Source organism: Bradyrhizobium iriomotense, from assembly GCF_030160715.1.
Taxonomy (GTDB): domain Bacteria; phylum Pseudomonadota; class Alphaproteobacteria; order Rhizobiales; family Xanthobacteraceae; genus Bradyrhizobium; species Bradyrhizobium iriomotense.
The window spans coordinates 56,119-73,739 of record NZ_BSOW01000019.1; the positions used below are offsets into that span (position 1 = coordinate 56,119).

At 63.9% G+C, this 17,621-nt stretch carries 17 protein-coding genes; 14 read left to right on the forward strand and 3 right to left on the reverse strand.

Features of this window, described 5'->3' with window-relative positions:
- Positions 1-19: 19 nt before the first annotated feature.
- Together QQL28_RS25860 and QQL28_RS25865 are read left to right on the forward strand one after the other, a co-directional pair.
- Positions 20-970, forward strand: coding sequence for a helix-turn-helix domain-containing protein (locus QQL28_RS25860; RefSeq protein WP_284270024.1), 951 nt, complete (start codon positions 20-22; stop codon positions 968-970).
- Positions 971-1,348: 378 nt separating this feature from the next.
- Positions 1,349-2,293: a DUF6492 family protein gene (locus QQL28_RS25865; protein ID WP_284270025.1), complete on the forward strand. Its 945-nt coding sequence runs from the start codon at positions 1,349-1,351 to the stop codon at positions 2,291-2,293.
- 109 nt (positions 2,294-2,402) lie between these two features.
- On the opposite strand, the gene QQL28_RS25870 is transcribed toward QQL28_RS25865, so the two are convergent.
- Positions 2,403-3,467, reverse strand: coding sequence for an endo-1,4-beta-xylanase (locus QQL28_RS25870; protein ID WP_284270026.1), 1,065 nt, complete (start codon positions 3,465-3,467; stop codon positions 2,403-2,405).
- Between the two features lie 12 nt (positions 3,468-3,479).
- Positions 3,480-4,466, reverse strand: coding sequence for a glycosyltransferase family 1 protein (locus tag QQL28_RS25875; RefSeq protein WP_284270181.1), 987 nt, complete (start codon positions 4,464-4,466; stop codon positions 3,480-3,482).
- Positions 4,467-4,853: 387 nt separating this feature from the next.
- Here QQL28_RS25875 and QQL28_RS25880 point away from each other — a divergent pair, with 387 nt between their 5' ends.
- Positions 4,854-6,290, forward strand: coding sequence for an oligosaccharide flippase family protein (locus QQL28_RS25880; RefSeq protein WP_284270027.1), 1,437 nt, complete (start codon positions 4,854-4,856; stop codon positions 6,288-6,290).
- 9 nt (positions 6,291-6,299) lie between these two features.
- Here QQL28_RS25880 and QQL28_RS25885 read toward each other — a convergent pair whose 3' ends face one another.
- Positions 6,300-7,991 carry a Na/Pi cotransporter family protein gene (locus QQL28_RS25885; protein ID WP_284270028.1) on the reverse strand — a complete coding sequence of 564 codons (1,692 nt, stop codon included), beginning with the start codon at positions 7,989-7,991 and terminating at the stop codon, positions 6,300-6,302.
- A gap of 535 nt (positions 7,992-8,526) precedes the next feature.
- On the opposite strand from QQL28_RS25885, the gene QQL28_RS25890 reads away from it, so the two are divergent.
- From QQL28_RS25890 to QQL28_RS25940, 11 genes are all read left to right on the forward strand, one after another.
- Positions 8,527-9,885, forward strand: coding sequence for an ABC transporter substrate-binding protein (locus QQL28_RS25890; RefSeq protein WP_284270029.1), 1,359 nt, complete (start codon positions 8,527-8,529; stop codon positions 9,883-9,885).
- 109 nt (positions 9,886-9,994) lie between these two features.
- Positions 9,995-10,930, forward strand: coding sequence for a carbohydrate ABC transporter permease (locus QQL28_RS25895; RefSeq protein WP_284270182.1), 936 nt, complete (start codon positions 9,995-9,997; stop codon positions 10,928-10,930).
- On the forward strand, positions 10,927-11,889 hold the full coding sequence (locus QQL28_RS25900) for a carbohydrate ABC transporter permease (protein WP_284270030.1): 963 nt from the start codon (positions 10,927-10,929) through the stop codon (positions 11,887-11,889). The genes QQL28_RS25895 and QQL28_RS25900 overlap by 4 nt, the downstream gene beginning before the upstream one ends.
- Positions 11,886-12,086, forward strand: a complete 201-nt coding sequence (locus QQL28_RS25905) for a hypothetical protein (RefSeq protein WP_280965631.1) — start codon at positions 11,886-11,888, stop codon at positions 12,084-12,086. The genes QQL28_RS25900 and QQL28_RS25905 overlap by 4 nt, the downstream gene beginning before the upstream one ends.
- 10 nt (positions 12,087-12,096) lie before the next feature.
- Positions 12,097-13,194, forward strand: a complete 1,098-nt coding sequence (locus QQL28_RS25910; protein WP_284270031.1) for an ABC transporter ATP-binding protein — start codon at positions 12,097-12,099, stop codon at positions 13,192-13,194.
- The gene (locus QQL28_RS25915; RefSeq protein WP_284270033.1) at positions 13,187-14,212 is read left to right on the forward strand and encodes an ABC transporter ATP-binding protein; all 1,026 of its coding nucleotides are present in this window, start codon (positions 13,187-13,189) and stop codon (positions 14,210-14,212) included. The genes QQL28_RS25910 and QQL28_RS25915 overlap by 8 nt, the downstream gene beginning before the upstream one ends.
- A gap of 10 nt (positions 14,213-14,222) precedes the next feature.
- On the forward strand, positions 14,223-14,846 hold the full coding sequence (dhaL, locus tag QQL28_RS25920) for a dihydroxyacetone kinase subunit DhaL (protein ID WP_284270034.1): 624 nt from the start codon (positions 14,223-14,225) through the stop codon (positions 14,844-14,846).
- The gene (gene dhaM, locus QQL28_RS25925; RefSeq protein WP_283037441.1) at positions 14,843-15,235 is read left to right on the forward strand and encodes a dihydroxyacetone kinase phosphoryl donor subunit DhaM; all 393 of its coding nucleotides are present in this window, start codon (positions 14,843-14,845) and stop codon (positions 15,233-15,235) included. The genes dhaL and dhaM overlap by 4 nt, the downstream gene beginning before the upstream one ends.
- A gap of 29 nt (positions 15,236-15,264) precedes the next feature.
- A complete protein-coding gene (locus QQL28_RS25930) occupies positions 15,265-15,573 on the forward strand; it encodes an HPr family phosphocarrier protein (RefSeq protein WP_284270035.1) in 309 nt (102 codons plus the stop codon).
- Position 15,574: 1 nt separating this feature from the next.
- Complete coding sequence (gene ptsP, locus QQL28_RS25935; protein WP_284270036.1) at positions 15,575-17,188, forward strand: phosphoenolpyruvate--protein phosphotransferase; 1,614 nt, start codon at positions 15,575-15,577, stop codon at positions 17,186-17,188.
- Positions 17,185-17,610, forward strand: coding sequence for a hypothetical protein (locus tag QQL28_RS25940; RefSeq protein ID WP_254097481.1), 426 nt, complete (start codon positions 17,185-17,187; stop codon positions 17,608-17,610). The genes ptsP and QQL28_RS25940 overlap by 4 nt, the downstream gene beginning before the upstream one ends.
- The last annotated feature ends 11 nt before the right edge of the window (positions 17,611-17,621 follow it).

Sequence of the window (17,621 nt, forward strand, 5' to 3'; positions counted from 1 at the left end):
CCAATGCGAGGATACGTTCATGAACAAGCATATATCGCGCGATTCCTTGGAGGACGCGTCAGTTGCGCCTGAGGCGTGCCAAGTCACGCCGGCCAATGCAGAGCGCCCTCACGCCGGTGCGGAAATGGCGCGGGTGCTCGGGACCACGGCATTTCGCATGGCTCTGGACACCTCCGGTGCCGCGATCGCCCACCGGAAATATGAACGAGTGCACGACGTCTGCGGGCCCAAGACCCACCACGTCATCATGGCTTACAACGGCTCGGTACAGCGCATGGAACGGCGGTCGGGACGATCAGTTGCGACCGGAACGTTCCGTCCCGGGGCTGTGATAATCATTCCGAAAGGATCAAGCTCGCGATGGGACGTTCCAAAACCTGTTGACGTCGTTGAGTTCTATCTTCCGCACGCGACGCTCGAGCGCGTCGCCGAAGAAGCCGACACCGCCGGACCAGTCAATCTCCTGGAGCGAACGGCGCATCCCGACCCCGTTACATCCGGATTGCTCTTGACCGCGGCGGATGCCCTGGAGGGCAACGAGGCTCTGGATACGCTGTTCAGGCGTCAACTGACAAACCTTCTGGCTACGCGTCTCCTGGCTGCGCACACCGGCTTGCCAACCACGATCCAGCCCACCGTGGGTGGTCTTTCGCCGAAGGTGCTCAGCCGCGCCATCGAACGCCTGCGGCCGGACAGCGATGCGGACGTCTCCCTCGCCGCGCTCGCCTCGGATGCCGGTCTGTCGCGCTTCCACTTCTGCCGCGCTTTCAAGAAAAGCACCGGGGTGTCGCCGCACGCCTGGCTGCGTCAGCACCGGCTCGAGGAGGCCAAGAACATGCTGCGCGACACCGACGCGTCGGTCATCTCGGTCGCAGTCGCGCTTGGCTATTCCACCCAGACCGCGTTCGCGGCTGCCTTCAGGAAGCTGACCGGCGAGACCCCGAGCAATTGGCGACAGCGTGCACGTTGACAGCATCGCCTATGCGGGAAACAGCATGATGGCATATTACCAGTGATTTGCCCGACGCGTCAATTTATTTCGTAAAATCCGTAGTTATCACGCCTGCGATCATCGGCTCCTTTGCATGGGGTTGTTTTCGATATTTTTGTCGGGCCATAACGAAGACGGGGTTCTGCGCAGGTGAGGTTCCGCGATAAAGCGCCGCCGACAGTTGCTGCGGTCAAGTCCGGATGAGACGTGGCGTCCGATCGCGGTGCCAAACTCGAACAGGCCTCTTCCACGGATATAGCGGGGCTTTACCTTGATTTGGAAAGTGAGTTCCCCGCTGTACCCGGCCCCGGTAAATTGTCCCGTGATGCCCCCCGACAATCCATCCTGAGCGCGATCATGCATTCCGTTGCACTGCTGACAGCCAGCTACGCCAAGGATATCGAGCGCTTCTCGCTGCTCGCCGAGAGCGTCGACAATTGGTTAACGGGATACACCAGGCATTACGTCGTCGTTAACGACGAGGACGTTCCCCTGTTCGCGCGGTTCGCCTCCGACAAGCGCGTCATCGTGCCGGTGTCGCGGTATCTGCCGCGATGGCTGTTTGCCGCGCCCTCGTTCCTGCGGCGGGGCAACCGCAAGGTCTGGCTGTCGCTGCTGTCATCTCCGGTGCACGGCTGGCACATTCAGCAGATCGTCAAGATCGCGGGCGTGCTTGGCGCCCCCGAGCAGCGCGTCTGCATTTTGGATTCCGACAATCTGTTCTTCCGCGAGTTCGACGTCGGCCAATATGCCGGCTCCGCGAAGGCGCCGTTGTTCGTCACGCGCGGTGCGATCGGCGCCGAGACGCCGTTGCACTGCCTGTGGCTGCGCACTGTCGATCAATTGCTCGGGGTGCCCGACACGCCCATCCCGGCGGACGACTATGTCGGCAATGCGCTGGTCTGGGACAGGGATTCGGTGCGGGCGATGACCGACGCGATCAGCTCGGCGACCGGAACGAACTGGATCCTGGCGCTGTGCCGCCGCAAGAAATTCTCCGAGTACCTGCTCTACGGCCACTTCGTCGCCAATTCACCAAAACATCTGGCGGCGCACGAGATCACCGAGGACAGCATTGCGGTGTCGCACTGGGACGACACGCGGCTCGACCGTGCGGCGATCGAAGCGATGATGCGTGCTGCCTCGCCCCGGCAGGTCGCGCTCTGCATCCAGTCCTATTCGTCGACCTCGATCGAGGACATCCGCGACGTGTTCCGACGGCGCTCGCGCGCGCCGAGTCTGGCGCCAGGCGATCACGTCGGTGATGGCGTCGGGATCGAAGCGCCGAAGACGGTGCGATAGAGCATGATCCGGAAAAGTGTGAAGCGGTTTTCCGAAAAGATCATGCTCAAACAATGAACCTAAGCGCGATGACAATTCATCCCAATCTCATCGCGCTTTGGCGCGCCGCTCAGGTGGCCTTCGTGAATTTGCTGATCACGTCCATCAGCGGCTTCGGCTGGAAGTTGCCGTCGAGCGGCAGCGGCCGGTTCGGCTGCTTGTCGGGCCGCTTGAACGTCCCGTTGATCCAGCTGTAGCGATCCGAGATGCCCCAGCTCAGGATCGAATTGAGCGGGCCGCTCGCGGTGATCGCCGTCAAGAGGTCGTCCACGCGCTTGGCCACGATGGTGTCGCGCTGCGCCGGATCGCCCGATAGTTTCTGGTCGTCGACGTCGAGCTCGGTGACGAGGACCTCGAGCCCCCACGAGCGGACCTCGGCGACGAAGGCGGCAAGCCCGTCCTTGTCGATCTCGAGCTCGGCATGCAGATGCGACTGCAATCCGACCGCGTGCAGCGGGACGCCCTGATCGAGCAGCTCCTGGATCAGGTTGCGGTAGGCCGCGCGCTTGGCGATGAAACTGTCCTTGGCGGATTCGATGTCGTACTCGTTGATCGCGAGCTTGACGAAGGGATCGGCGGCCGCCGCCGTGCGGAAGGCCAGCGGAATCCAGCGCTGGCCCAGCATGCTCGACCAGTAGCAGTCGCGCCGATCGGTGATCTTGCGCGGATTGTCGGGGATCGGCTCGTTGACCACGTCCCACGAGGTCAGCTTGTCCTTGTAGTAGGCGACGACGGTCGAGATGTGATCGACGAAGGCCCGCTCGGCCGCCTTCGTCTCCTTGATCTGCTTCGTCCAGTCCGGGATGTCGTGATACCAGGCCAGCGTGTGGCCGCGCATCGTCAGGCCATTCTGCCGGGCGAAGTCCAGGATCGCATCGGCGCGCTCGAACGCAAAGGTGTGCGGATCCGGCCGCAGCATCGGCCATTTCAGTTCGAGGACCGGAACGATCTGCGTGCAATATGTGCTGATGGCCTCGCCGAGGCGCGGGTCGGCCTGCAAATCCCACAACGTGGCCGCGGCGCCATAGCCGGGACGGCGGCTGAGCAGCTTTGATGTCTGGGCACCTGCCGCGGAGCCGGCTGCGAGCGTCGCAACCGAGCCGAGCAGAAATTGGCGTCTGTCGAGGCTCGCCATGTTGCGCGTTCCCTAACGCGCCGACAGACGCTGCATTACGGCTTGCGCGATCTCGTAGTAGTGCAGCGCGCCTTTTTCGAGCGTGAGGTTGTCGAGCATGTAATCGCGCGGCTTGAAGTTGCCTGCCTGGCTGTGCGCCCAGAACTCCGCCCAGCGCGCCCCGAAGCCTTCCGTGTTGGCGAATTTCATGCCGCAGCGCTCGTCCCAATAGGGCACGGAGGAAACGCCTTCGAAGCGGACTTTATGCGGAAAATAGTTCGGATCCTGCCATGCGCCGCCGCGATCCCAGGCGAACACCGACACGTTGCTCGCAAGCGCCTGTTGGCAGGCGATCCCCTGGCTCTCATGCTCGCACAGGAAGATCATGGTCCGGCAACGCGCGAGCGCGGCCTGGTAATCGTCCTCCTTGTAGCTGCCGTAGCGGATCTCCTCGAACGAGCGGCCGCTCGCACGCAGATGCGCGCGGATCGGCTCGATCAGTTCCTGCTCGTAGCGATCGTGATCCCAGCGGACCTTGTCGTAGAGCAGCACGTCGACGCTCTTCCGTGCGGCCGGCTTGGGCGACCAGGCATCGGTATCGATGCCGACCGGCCAAGCCTCGACGCTCGGCCAGCCGGGCCTGCACATCTCGACGTACCAGTCGCAGGGGACCACGATGTGCTTGATCGGGACGCGCGTCAGCAGATCCGGATCGTCGATCGGATGATTGTACATGGCGACGCCGAGCAGGATCGGGTTCTTCCATTCGATCCGGTCGAGCACGAACGGCCGGCCGATGATGCAGGCGAGCTCCTCGGGGTGCTTGCGGATATAGCGGTAGTCGTTGACGCGATAGCGAATGCCGAGCCTGTCGAGGCCAGCGCACAGATTGAGGAACACGCGCTGCTGGCCGCTGATCCACGGCTTGCCGAGCAACAGGCGCCGGAGCAGCGGCCGCAGATGCCGGTCGCCCTGAAACCAGCGGTCGTCCCTTTCCTCGAAGAAGAGATTGAGCACCATCCGCTCGCCGCGCGCGTTCTCCGGCTGCTTCGGGGGCAACGCCGCACTCACGCTCCGGCCGGCGCCCTTGCGGCCGGCATCGGAGAGGTACACATCCGCCCGCGCACGTTCAGCAACTTCCATGTCAGTCGGGTCCACACTTGGCGACGGTCGGCGACGCTCGAAACCACTGTTTCTATTGGATGATTGAACCTACGAGTTCAAGACAACCGCAAATTTAACGCTAACGTACGAAATAGAGCCTAACGGGGAATTCGCCGATCCGATTAGCCCATTTATGTGAGTATTCTCGGACATGCTGCGGCGCAGTCGTCAAAATAGCCAACCCGACGTCCAACTGATTAACGATGCGTTAATTGGCTGGGACGGTCACGCTCCCTTGCTCGCATGCTGAATCGCCATTTCTCCATCTATCTTGCGGCCTACATCCTGCCCGCCGCAGTCGGCTTTTTCGCGATCACGGCCTACACACGGCTCCTGAGTCCGGCCGAGTACGGCGTCTATGTCGTCGGCCTCAGCATCGCCGGCATCCTGGGCGCGATTTTCTTCGCCTGGATCAGGCTTTCGGTCTCGCGCTATCAGGCGATGTCGCCGGAGGTGGATTTTCGCGGCACGGCGATGGTCGCCTTCGCGTTGACCGTTTCCGCTCTCTGCGCCATGGCGCCCTTGACGTTCCTGTTCCATCGCGACGTCAGCTACGAGCTGCTGCTCGCCAGCGTGTTCGTCGCCATCACCGCGAATGCGGTCGATGTCGGTCAGGAATTCGAGCGCGCCAAATTGCGTCCCTACAGGTTCGCGGCAATTGCAATCGCGCGCAGCCTGTCGAGCGTCGGCTTCGGGCTGCTCGCGATCTGGCTGGGCTGGGGCGGGCTGGGCCTGCTCGCGGCGTTCGGGCTGGGCTCGCTGACCGGCATCATTCTCAATCTTGCGGGCGACAAGACCAGGATCGCGCGCTGGCAGAAGAGCCAGCTCACGCAACTCGCCCGCTACGGCCTGCCGCTGACCATAGGCGGCCTCTCGGTCGCGCTTTACTCGACCAGCGACCGGTTGATCGTCGCCTACCTTCTCGGCAAGGACGCCGCCGGCATTTTCGGCGTCGCCGCCGATCTGCCGCGGCAGTTCCTCGTGATGTTGGCCTCGAGCGTCGCGGCGGCCACCGTGCCCATCGTGTTCCGGACGTTGAGCCAGGAGGGCCACGCTGCGACCCGCGAACGGCTCAACGAAAGCCTCGAGCTCCTGCTCGTCGTGATCATGCCGGTCGCGATCTGGCTCGCGCTCGCTGCGGACCAGGTCGCCGGAACGCTGGTCGGCGTCGACTTCCGCGCCGGCGTGTCGGCGCTGCTGCCGATGCTGGTCGTCGCGCGGATGCTCGGCATCGCCAATCAGTTCTACGTCCAGATCAGCTTCCAGCTCGCCGAGCGGCCCTTCATCCTTGCGGCGCAGTCGTTCCTCACGCTGGTGTTGAGCATCGCGCTGATGTTCGCGCTGATTTCGGGCTTTGGGCTGTATGGCGCAGCGCTGGCAACGTTTGCGACCGAAGCCATCGGCTTCGTGGCTGCGGTCGTGCTCATGCGCCGGGCCTATGTGCTGCCGTTCGATCCCAGCCGGCTCGCAGGCGTGGGCGCCTCGGCCGCGATCATGGCGGTGGCGATTCTCGCGGTGCGATCCCAGGTCAACGGCACCGGCCTGCTATCGCTGATCGCGGTGAGCTTGACCGGCGGCATTGCTTATGCCGGCGCAGCCTGGCTGCTCAATGTCGCGAACGCCAGAACGCTGACGCTACGTCTGTTGCGAAACTTCAACCGGAAAGCCCTCGGCGTCTAGCGGATACGACTAGCCGCGACCGACGAGATGCGCCGCGGAGCGCCAGGCATGATGCGCCATCGCCTGGAGGTTTCGGACCGTTTCGACGCGAACGAGTGCGGCATCAGTGCTAAGCGTTGCACTGGCGACCGCACCGAGCGTCGCGCTGCGGTGGGTGCGCAGCACGTCGCCGAGTTGTGTCGCACAGCGCTCGAGCTCGGCGATGGCCTCGTCAGTTGGAATCGCGCGCGGACCGGTCATGGCGTCAGCGCCATGCGGGACTGGCGTGACCGGCTGCGATCCGGAAGGGTGGGGCGGCACGGCCACGCCGCGTGTAATTGCGGCTGCGCTTCGCATCGCTTCGGCGCATAGCTCTCCGGCGCGGATGTCCTCTGGTCCGTCCGCCACCGAAGCGAAATTGATTCCACTATTTGCCACATCGGTCAGTCGAGACGCGTGGTCGAGTGCGTGCAGTGTGCTCGTCATACGTTGTTGCTCGTCCTCGGTATCGGGCGGTCCGGTGACCTCCGACAAGAAGATCTGTGCCTGGCGCAGGGCTTCGGCGGCGTCCTGCATCGATACGGCATCCTTCCCAAGCAGAACCGGTGCCGCGCGGCCGGCAAGTGCCGCCTCGACCCAGGTGCATACCGTGACGAGCACGCGCGCGATCGTTCGGCGCACCGCCTCCACGGCCACGATCGGGGTCGCGAGCGCCGAGGGATCGAGGCACCGTGTGAGCGGCGAGCCGCGCTCGGGCAGGATGCGCTCGACCAGCCGCGTGAACCGGTCGACCAGCGGCAGCAGGACCACCACGCCGACGACGTTATACGCGGTGTGATATCCGGCCAGCAGCGTGACGCCATCGATACTGTCAGAGGCACGCACGAGCAGGGGGATGACGACCGGAAAAAGCCCGAGCGCGATGACGGCCGCGATCAGCTTGAAAAGAACATAGGCGATGGCCAGCCGCTTGGCGGTGGTGCTCGCGCCAATCGCGGCCAAAGCGGAGCTCGTTGCCGTCCCGATATTCTGGCCGATGATCAGCGCACAGGCCTGGTCCAGCCCGATTGCGCCGGCGAAGTAACCGGACAAGGTCACCGCGACGGCGGCGGTCGACGACTGCATCAGCGCAGTCATCACAAGGCCAGTCACGACGAGCACCAGTGCGCCGAACAGGCCCGACCACCACCACCGCCCGTCGGGACCTGTGAGAACGGCAGGAAGGTCCGCCGGGTGCAATCGTTCGGCGAGCCCGCCCATGCCCTGCTGCAAGGTGGTCAGCCCAAAGAGCACGAGCCCGAATCCGGCGAGCGCTGCGCCTGCGCCGGATATTCGCCCGCGCGCCAGGAGCTTGGTCAACGCACCGGCGAAGATCATCGGCAGGGCCGCGGCGGTGAGCGAGACGCGGACGCCGATGAGCGCGACCAGCCAGCCGGTTCCCGTGGTGCCGATATTGGCGCCGAACACCAGCCCCAAGCCTTGCTGGAACGTCAACAGGCCCGCGCTGACGAGACCGATCGTCGTCATCGTCGTTGCACTCGATGACTGCACCAGGAGCGTGACGATAGCGCCCCAGAACGAGCCGTGCAGCGGCGTCGCCGCGGCCTTGCTGAGCACGGTGCGCAGCGCGGAGCCGGCCAGCACCTTCAGGCCTTCCGTCATCACGGTCATGCCAAGCAGGAAAAGACCTACGCCGCCGAGGACCGAGATTGCCGTGGACATGCGGGCTCCCAACGTGAACGACGATCAGGCCAGCCCCCTTTGACTGTAGCGCAGTTGCAGAGGCGAAGGCAGTCGACGTAACAGCGTGAAAACTGCGCGCCACATTGAACGTTCAGTAAAATAATTCGCTAAACAAAATTGCCGCGCGTCGATCGCCGTGAAACATGGCGGCGTGGGCGCGGCCCGCATACGAGGGTTGGGCGCGAATTCATCAAAATGGCAGTTATGCTGCTGCATTGCAGCGAAGTCGTAGGTGGGCGCAGCCGCCGGACAGCTTTTCGTTGTGCTCGCCAGAAACCGGCTTGACGGCCCCGAGAATTTAGTAATACGTTTAGTACTACAAAAAAATAAACATCGCGCATCGAGCTGATGTGTGGGAGGAGCCCAGACCGTCCGGACCCGTTTCCGGGCGCGGTCAGTCTCGTCCTCAAGTCATCTCATCGCTCATCAACTCGGTTTCAGGGTCTTGGCGTCGTTTCCGAAAAAGGAGCGCGCCGAGCGGGTTCGGTGGTTCAACGATAGAGAGGAAACGGACATGCGAAGACTCAAATGGCTAGGTGGTGCAGTGACGTCTGCGGTCCTTGGGGCCGCCGCGCTGGTGGTGACGGGCGGCGGCGAAGCCGCGGCCCAGGGGAAGCAGCTCACGCTGTGCTGGGCGGCATGGGATCCGGCCAACGCGCTGGTCGAGCTCGGCAAGGACTTCACCAAGCAATCCGGTATCGAGATGAAATACGAGTTCGTCCCCTGGACGAGCTATGCCGATCGCTTCCTCAACGAGCTCAATTCGCACGGCAAGCTCTGCGACCTGATCATCGGCGACAGTCAGTGGATCGGCGGCGCCGCCGAGAACAAGTGGTACGTCAAGCTGAACGACTTCTTCGACAAGGAGAAGATCTCGATGGACGATTTCGTCCAGGCGACCGTCGTCGGCTATTCGCAATGGCCGAAGAACTCGCCGAACTACTGGGCGCTGCCGGCGATGGCCGATGCGGTCGGCTGGACCTACCGCAAGGACTGGTTCTCGCGACCCGAGATCCAATCGGCGTTCAAGGCCAAGTACGGCCGCGACCTGGCGCCGCCCAAGACCTATGACGAGCTGAAGGACATCGCCACGTTCTTCCAGGGCCGCGAGATCGACGGCAAGAAGGTGTACGGCGCCTACATCTTCACCGAACGCGGCTCCGAAGGCATCACCATGGGCGTGACCAACGTGCTCTACAATTACGGCTTCAGCTACGACAATCCAAAGAAGCCGTACCAGATGCAGGGCGTCGTCAATTCGCCCGAAGCGGCCAAGGGGCTGGAGTTCTACAAGGAGCTCTACAAGTGCTGCACGGCGCCGGGTATGACCAACGCCTACATGCAGGAAGGCCTCGATGCCTTCAAGTCCGGCCAGGTCGCGATGCAGATGAACTGGTTCGCCTTCTTCCCCGGGCTCTACAAGGATCCGAACGTCGGCGGCGACAAGATCGGCTTCTTCGTCAATCCGGCCGGTCCGAATGGTCACTTCACTCAGCTCGGCGGGCAGGGCATCTCGGTCGTCGCGACGTCTGACCACAAGGACGATGCGCTCGCCTACATCAAGTGGTTCGCGCAGCCGCCGGTGCAACAGAAATGGTGGCAGCTCGGTGGCTACTCGGCCCTGAAGGCGGTGGTCGACGCGCCCGACTTCCCGAAGAGTGCGGCGTTTGCACCGCAGTTCCTGGAGTCGATGGGCATCGTCAAGGACTTCTGGGCCGAGCCGTCCTACGCGCAACTGCTGCTCGACATGCAGAAGCGGGTGCATGACTACGTCGTTGCCGACAAGGGCACTGCGCAGCAGGCGCTCGATCTCCTCGTCAAGGACTGGACCAAGGTCTTCAAGGAGCAGGGCAAGCAGGTCGCGTCGCAATAGGCACGGTATTCGCGTCAATCGAACTGATTTCCCCGGGGATGTGCCCCGGGGAAACCGAACCAGCCAGCCGATGGACAAGATGACGACGATCCTTCAACCCGATGATGCTATGATCCCCGGCGTGAGCGAGCCCGCCAAATCTCGTGCCACGCGGCGCGTCCGCGGTCTGTCGGACCGGGCCATCGCCTGGCTCTTCGTCGCGCCGACGATCGCGCTGCTGCTGGCGATCAACATCTTTCCGCTGGTCTGGATGATCAGGCTTTCCTTCACGAGCCTCAACCTCAGCATGTCCTATCTGCCGCTGCGGTTCGTCGGGCTGGATAATTTCACCGACATCCTTACCGACGAGGATGTCTGGATCAGGCTTCAGACCACGGCGCAATTCGTGATCTCGTCGGTGGCGTTGCAGGTGGTGATCGGATTTGGGCTCGCGCTGCTCATCAACCGCCAGTTTCGCGGTCACAGCTTCTGGACCACGATGATCCTGCTGCCGATGATGCTGTCGCCTGCGGTGGTCGGTAACTTCTGGACCCTGCTATTCCAGCCGCAGATCGGACCGTTCAATTACCTGATCAGCCTGTTCACCGGCGTGCCGCCGAGCTCGTTCAGCATGACCGGCGAGGTCGCGCTGGCGCCCTGGACGATCGTCCTCGTCGATACCTGGATGTGGGCGCCTTACGTCATGCTGATCTGCCTCGCCGGACTGCGCTCCATTCCCGACTACATCTATGAGGCCGCGGAAGTCGATCGTGCCTCGGCTTGGCGGCAATTCTGGTCGATCACGCTGCCGATGACGGTGCCGTTCCTGATGCTCGCCGTCCTGTTCCGCGCCATCGAGAATTTCAAGATGTTCGACATGGTCAACCTACTGACCTCGGGCGGACCGGGATCGACCACTGAGCTGGTCTCGATCACGCTGAAGCGCGCGGCATTCGAGAAATGGCGCACCGGCTATTCCAGCGCGCTCGCCATTATCCTGTTCGTGACCGTGTTCGGTGCAGCCAACATCTACGTCAAGGTGCTCAACAAGGTGAAGCAACGATGACTGCCGCTGTCGCCAAATCCACCGCCCACTCGATCGTCGAATCCTCGTCGCGCGCAAAGGCGGTCGCCGGCAGCCTGGTCATCCTCTATGCGATGATCACCATCCTGCCGCTGGTCTGGATCGTCGCCACCGCGTTCAAGTCGCAGAGCGATGCGATCGCCTATCCGCCCAAGGTGTTGTTCCAGCCGACGTTAGAGGGCTATGTGAACCTGTTTACGGTGCGCACGCGCCAGACACCGGATTTCATCGCCAAACTGCCGCCGCCGCAGACCTGGTACGACAAGCTCGTGCGCCAGCACGACATGGTGATTGCCGGTCCCTCGAAGGTCGTGCCGCGTTTCGTCAATTCGCTGATTATCGGCTTCGGCTCGACCTTCCTCGCCGTCTTCCTCGGCACGCTCGCGGCCTACGCTTTCTCGCGATTTCGCATTCCGCTTGCCGACGATCTCCTGTTCTTCATCCTGTCGACGCGCATGATGCCGCCCGTCGCGGTGGCGATACCGATCTATCTGATGTATCGCCAGCTCAACCTGACCGACACCAGGCTCGGGATGATCCTGCTCTACACCGCGGTCAACGTCTCGCTCGCGGTCTGGCTGCTCAAGGGGTTCATCGACGAGATTCCGCGCGAGTATGAGGAGGCGGCGCTCGTCGACGGCTACACGCGATTGCAGGCGCTGCGCAAGGTGGTGCTGCCGCAGGCGGTGACGGGCATCGCGGCAACCGCAATCTTCTGCCTGATCTTCTCCTGGAACGAATATGCCTTCGCGGTTCTTCTCACCAGCGGCGAAGCCCAGACCATGCCGCCCTTCATTCCCTTCATCATCGGCGAGGGCGGCCAGGATTGGCCGGCGGTTGCTGCCGCGACCACGTTGTTCGTCGTCCCGATCGTCCTGTTCACCGTTCTGTTGCGCAAGCATCTGTTGCGCGGCATCACCTTCGGAGCTGTACGCAAATGAGCGGTTCTGCGATTGCCAATGGCGGCTTGATGCGCTGGTTCCGGCGCGGCCCCTGGGAGACGGGAGCGACGATCCTGATCGGCGGCGGCATCGTCATGCTGGTGCAGCCCTTCTCACTCGATCTCTACAGCTATTCATTCGTGACGATCCTGGCCGGCACGCTCGGATACGTCATCGTGAGCCACTTTCCGGAGTAGGGCTGCAGAGATGGCACAGATCCGCGTCGAAAACCTGCGAAAATCGTTCGATCAGTTCACTGCCGTCGAAGGCTCGAACTTCACGATCGACGACGGCACCTTCTTTGCGATGCTCGGTCCCTCCGGCTGCGGCAAGACGACGACGCTGCGCATGATCGCCGGCCTCGAGCTGCCGACCGAAGGCAAGATCCTGCTCGATGGCAAGGACGTGACCTTCGACCGTGCATCCGCCCGCGACATCGCCTTCGTGTTCCAGCTTTTCGCGCTCTATCCACATATGAACGTCGCGGGAAACATCGGCTTTCCCCTGAAGTGCCAGGGCATGGGCCGCCGCGAAATTCGCCAGCGCGTCGAGGAGACCGCGCGGCTGCTGCGGATCGAGCATCTGTTGTCGAGCAAGACGTCAAAGCTGTCGGGCGGCGACCGCCAGCGCGTGGCACTCGGCCGGGCGATGGTACGGCGGCCAAAGGCCTTCCTGATGGACGAGCCGCTCGGGGCACTCGATGCCGAGTTCCGCCATCTGATGTGCGGCGAGCTCCGTGATCTCCATGATCGCATCGGTGCGACCACGATCTACGTGACCCACGACCAGCTCGAGGCGATGTCGATGGCGGACCAGATCGCGGTCATGAACAAGGGCCGCGTCGAGCAGATCAGTTCGCCACAGGAGATTTATGACCGGCCGGCGAGCATGTTCGTCGCCGACTTCATCGGCTCGCCGCCGATGAACTTCCTGCGCTTTGAGGGCGGCCTGCACTGCGGGGACCGCGCGATCAGCTTCCACGACACCGACATTATCGTGCCCGAGATCCGCGAGGACCGCGCCAGCGCGCCGCTGGTGCTCGGTGTGCGTCCGGAGCACATCCGCTTCACCGACGCGGCCCCGGTTCGCGGCGAGGTGTTCGGCGCGGAATATCTCGGCACCACGCAGATCGTGACCGTCGACACCGCGCATGGCCGCGTTGCAGCCCGGCTGCCGTCCGCCATGCCGGTGCGGGTCGGCGAGACGGTCGGACTCGAGTTTCACTCCGAACGGCTGGCGCTGTTCGATGCCGGCAGCGGCCTCGCGATCCGGACCGCGAATGGGGGAGGGGTGCGCCATGGCTGACGTGATCCTGCGCAACATCAGCAAGCGTTTTGGCGCGATCGAGGCGGTGCGCGAATTGTCGCTGGCGGTGAACGACGGCGATTTTCTCGTCCTGCTCGGCCCGAGCGGCGCCGGCAAGACCACGACGTTGCGGCTGATCACCGGGCTCGAGCAACCCGATTCGGGCTCGGTCATGATCAACGGCCGCGACGTCACGCTGGATCCTCCGGGATCGCGCGACATCGCGTTCGTCTTCCAGCAATATTCGCTGTATCCGCACCTGACGGTCTACGACAATCTGGCGTTTCCGCTGCGCTCCCCGGCGCGCCGCGTTCCGGAGCCGGTCATCCGCAAGCGCGTCGAGCAGACCGCGGAGCTGCTGCACATCGCCAGCAAGCTGAACAACCGCGCCACCCGCCTGTCCGGCGGCGAGATGCAGCGCGTCGCCATCGGCCGCGCCCTTGTGCGCGATCCCTCGATCTATTTGATGGACGAGCCGCTGTCCTCGCTCGATGCGAAGCTGCGCGCCGAGCTTCGCCTCGAGCTCAAGCGGATCCAGCTCGAACTGGGGGCCACGGTGCTCTACGTGACGCATGATCAGGTCGAGGCGATGACCATGGCGACGCGCATCGGCGTGATCAGGGATGGCCGGCTCTTGCAGATCGGTACCCCGCGCGAGATCTACGAAAACCCGACGGATAGCTACGTCGCATCGCGGCTCGGCACGCCGCAGATCAATCTTCTCCCAGCCCGCGTGCTGTCCGAAATCGCGCTCCCGGCGGGGACGGAGACCGTCGGCGTCCGCACCGAGCACCTTCAGCTTGCCGCGCGCAATGGCGGGCCGTTGGTCGGCCGCGTGCACCGGGTCGAGCACCTCGGCGAGCAGAATCACGTCCACCTGGACTATAAGGGCCAGATGCTGGTGACGCTGGCCGATCCACGTGAGGCGCTGCAGGCCGGTCAGGAGATTGAATTGCATCTGATGCATCCGCTTTATTTCGACGGCGCGGGACAGCGTATCCCCGCAGCTACCCACTGAGGACGAATCGATGTCGTTGCAACCCGAGACATTCAAGTCGCTGGTCAAGGTGGCCGCCGAGCAGGTCATCGCCAGCGCGCCGGAGCTCACGACGCTGGACCAGGCGATCGGCGATGGCGATCACGGAACGAACATGAAGCGCGGCTTCGAGGCCGTGCTCGGCAAGCTCGATGCGATCTCAGCGCAGCCGTTTGACGAGGCGTTGAAGACGATCGGCAAGACCCTGGTGATGACCGTCGGCGGCGCGTCGGGGCCGCTTTATGGCAGCTTCTTCCTGGCCGCGGGTGAGGCGCTCTCGCATGACAAGCATTTGCCGGACGATCTCGCCGAGGTCTTCGCAAGCGGGGTCGACGCGGTGAGCAAGCGCGGCCGCTCACACGCCGGCGAGAAAACCATGCTCGACGTGCTCGTTCCTGTCTTGGAGACGTTGAAGACGGATGCCGGCCAGCCCGACATCGTCGAGCGAATTCGCACCACGGCCGCCGAGGCCGCGGCACGGACCGCGCCGATGCAGGCAACCAAGGGACGGGCATCGTTCCTCGGAGCTCGCAGCGTCGGACATGTCGACCCCGGCGCGCGGTCGAGCTGCGTCCTTCTGCAAGCGGTGTGCGCGAGCCTGGAGGGACGGGCATGAACGACACTGTCGGCATCGTGATCGTCTCGCATTCCAAGGACATCGCCAAGGGCACCGCCGACATGGTGCGGCAGATGGTCGGCAGTGAGATCAAGGTCGCCTTCTGCGGCGGCAATCCCGACGGCGGATTGGGCACCAGCGTCGCCCTGATCGTCGATGCCATCAATGACGCCTGGTCGCCGAAGGGCGTTGCGATCCTCGTCGATCTCGGCGGCGCCGAGACCAACAGCGAAATGGCGGTCGAGATGCTGGACCCCGAGCGGCGGGATCTCGTCGTCGTCTGCAACGCGCCGATCGTCGAAGGCGCCGTGATGGCGGCGACTGAAGCGGCTGGCGGCAGCTCGCTCGCCGAGGTGCGGGCGGTGGCTGAGGAACTCTCTGCCGACTGACGTCGGCGAAGCGATGACGGAATATGGCTATGTTGGAAACTTCAAATGTGAACGGACAGTTCTTTACCGGCAACGTGCGGCTGGTGCACGCGGTCGGCATGCACGCGCGTCCCGCAGTCAAGCTGACGAAGCTTGCCAAGAAGTTCGAGGCGCAGATTTCCGTCCGCGTTGCCGGCGCGGCCGACTGGATCAATGCCAAGAGCGTGGCCAAGATCATGGCCATGCGCGCCGCCCATGGCAGCATCATCGAGATCAAGGCGTTCGGCGGTGATGCGGAAGCCGCCGTCACCGCGCTGGTCGATCTGATCGCGACCGATTTTCCGGATGGGACGGCGTAGCATGCGAGACAGCGCTTCAGGACTGGCCTACCGCGGCAGAACCGCCTCGATCGGTTTTGCCCAGGGGCCGTTCGTCCGGGTCGATGCGGGCGCGAACGGCGAACGGGTCGCCGGCACCCTGGTCGACGAAGCGCTTGCGCTGCGGAGTGCGATCGACACCGCGAGCCGGCAGATCGCCGAGCTTGCCGCAATCGCCGGCGGCGAAGCCGCGCAAATCCTGGAATTCCAGGTTGCGCTGCTGGACGACGAGGACCTGATCAGCGCGATCCTCGCGTCGATCGGCGAGGGGGAGGCCGCGGACGCCGCCTGGCGCGCGGCGCTCGACGAGCAGATCGCGGATTATAATTCAGCGCCGGACGAATATCTGAAGGCGCGCAGCTCGGACCTTGCCGATTTGCGCGATCGCGTGCTGAACATTTTGCGCGGCGGCGAGGGCCATGCGCTGAGAATTCCGAGCGGTGCGGTCGTCTGCGCCGACGATCTGCCGCCTTCGCGCTTCCTCGAGATCGACTGGTCCGGTGGCGGCGGCCTGGCGCTGCTGCACGGCAGCCCCACGAGCCACGTCGCGATGCTGGCGCGCGCCCGCGGCATCCCGATGGTGGTGCAGCTCGGCGCGGTGCCGGCGGCAGGAGCCACGGCGCTGCTCGATGGCGAGGGCGCAACGCTCGAGCTCGATCCCAGCGTCGAGCAGATCGGCCTGTTCGAGAAGCGGCGGGAGATGCACCGCAAGAGCAGGGCCTCCGCGCGAGCGATCCTGCGGCGGCCGGCGGCGTCCTGGCGCGGCGAACGGATCAAGCTTCTCATCAACATCCAGCGGGTCGAGGATCTCGACTATCCGGATGCGCAATATGCCGACGGCGTCGGCCTGATGCGCACCGAGTTTCTGCTGTCGGAGCGCGGCCTGCCCGACGAGGAGACGCAGTTTCAGGTCTACGACCAGGTCTTGCGCTGGGCCGACCGGCGTCCGGTGACGATCCGTACCTTTGACGCGGGAGGCGACAAGCCGGTGCCGGGCTTCACGTCGGATGGCGAGGCAAACCCCTTCCTCGGCGTTCGCGGCCTTCGTCTTTGTCTCGCCAAGCCCGAGATCTTTGCGGTTCAGCTCCGCGCGCTGGCGCGGGCCGCGGTGCGCGGAAATCTCAAGGTCATGCTTCCGATGGTGACTTCAGCCGACGAGCTCGAGGCGGCACGAAAGCTGTTCGCCGAGATCGTGCAGGGCTTGCAGGCGAAGGGCACTGCCGCGATGCTTCCGGAGCTCGGAATCATGGTCGAGGTGCCGGCGGCGGCGCTTTCGATCGCCAGCTTCAAGAGCGCCTTCTTCTCGATCGGCTCGAACGACCTTGCGCAATACGTCCTTGCCTGCGACCGCTCGAATGGAGCTCTCGCGCCTATGATGGATCCCTTGCATCCGGCCGTTATCGAACTGATCACGCGGACCGCGGAGCACGGCCGGCGCGCCGGGATCCCGGTGAGCCTGTGCGGGGACATGGCGAGCGACCCGCGCTGCATTCCTGCGCTGCTCGATTGCGGGCTGCGCGAGCTCTCCGTGAATGTTTCCGCGCTTGCGCAGATCAAGCAAACGATCGATCGTCTGGGCGGCGGAGGTGGGACTTGACTGACGCCGTTGCCGATGAACCGGCGGAAGCCGGCGCCGTTGCCGTCTACAAGCGCATTTTCAAGGAGGTCCTGGACAAGCGCCCCTCGGGAATGCGGCTCCGGCTCGCCCATGCCATGGGGAAGAACCGGAGCTTCGTCAGCCAGATCTCCAATCCGGCCTATCCGGTGCCGATCCCGGTGCAACATCTCAATACAATCTTCGACGTCTGCCATTTCCCTCCGCAGGCCAAGGCAGCGTTTCTGCGCGCTTATGCGCGCGCCCATCCGCGCAGGATCAGCCGGCTGACCGAGGGACCGCACGAGCGGACCTTGACTCTGCATTTGCCCGATCTCGGCAGCGGCAAGCGGAATGCTCAGCTCGACGCGCTGCTCCAGGAGTTCGCGCGGCGGCTGATTGCCATCATGCAGGAAAAAGAATGAGGCAGGAAAAT

What these genes read in the sequence shown, in the direction of transcription:
- QQL28_RS25860 (WP_284270024.1), top strand. Translation starts at nt 20, where the DNA reads ATGAACAAGCATATATCGCGCGATTCCTTGGAGGACGCGTCAGTTGCG.
- QQL28_RS25865 (WP_284270025.1), top strand. Translation starts at nt 1,349, where the DNA reads ATGCATTCCGTTGCACTGCTGACAGCCAGCTACGCCAAGGATATCGAG.
- QQL28_RS25870 (WP_284270026.1), bottom strand. Translation starts at nt 3,467, where the DNA reads ATGGCGAGCCTCGACAGACGCCAATTTCTGCTCGGCTCGGTTGCGACG.
- QQL28_RS25875 (WP_284270181.1), bottom strand. Translation starts at nt 4,466, where the DNA reads ATGGTGCTCAATCTCTTCTTCGAGGAAAGGGACGACCGCTGGTTTCAG.
- QQL28_RS25880 (WP_284270027.1), top strand. Translation starts at nt 4,854, where the DNA reads ATGCTGAATCGCCATTTCTCCATCTATCTTGCGGCCTACATCCTGCCC.
- QQL28_RS25885 (WP_284270028.1), bottom strand. Translation starts at nt 7,991, where the DNA reads ATGTCCACGGCAATCTCGGTCCTCGGCGGCGTAGGTCTTTTCCTGCTT.
- QQL28_RS25890 (WP_284270029.1), top strand. Translation starts at nt 8,527, where the DNA reads ATGCGAAGACTCAAATGGCTAGGTGGTGCAGTGACGTCTGCGGTCCTT.
- QQL28_RS25895 (WP_284270182.1), top strand. Translation starts at nt 9,995, where the DNA reads ATGATCCCCGGCGTGAGCGAGCCCGCCAAATCTCGTGCCACGCGGCGC.
- QQL28_RS25900 (WP_284270030.1), top strand. Translation starts at nt 10,927, where the DNA reads ATGACTGCCGCTGTCGCCAAATCCACCGCCCACTCGATCGTCGAATCC.
- QQL28_RS25905 (WP_280965631.1), top strand. Translation starts at nt 11,886, where the DNA reads ATGAGCGGTTCTGCGATTGCCAATGGCGGCTTGATGCGCTGGTTCCGG.
- QQL28_RS25910 (WP_284270031.1), top strand. Translation starts at nt 12,097, where the DNA reads ATGGCACAGATCCGCGTCGAAAACCTGCGAAAATCGTTCGATCAGTTC.
- QQL28_RS25915 (WP_284270033.1), top strand. Translation starts at nt 13,187, where the DNA reads ATGGCTGACGTGATCCTGCGCAACATCAGCAAGCGTTTTGGCGCGATC.
- dhaL (WP_284270034.1), top strand. Translation starts at nt 14,223, where the DNA reads ATGTCGTTGCAACCCGAGACATTCAAGTCGCTGGTCAAGGTGGCCGCC.
- dhaM (WP_283037441.1), top strand. Translation starts at nt 14,843, where the DNA reads ATGAACGACACTGTCGGCATCGTGATCGTCTCGCATTCCAAGGACATC.
- QQL28_RS25930 (WP_284270035.1), top strand. Translation starts at nt 15,265, where the DNA reads ATGTTGGAAACTTCAAATGTGAACGGACAGTTCTTTACCGGCAACGTG.
- ptsP (WP_284270036.1), top strand. Translation starts at nt 15,575, where the DNA reads ATGCGAGACAGCGCTTCAGGACTGGCCTACCGCGGCAGAACCGCCTCG.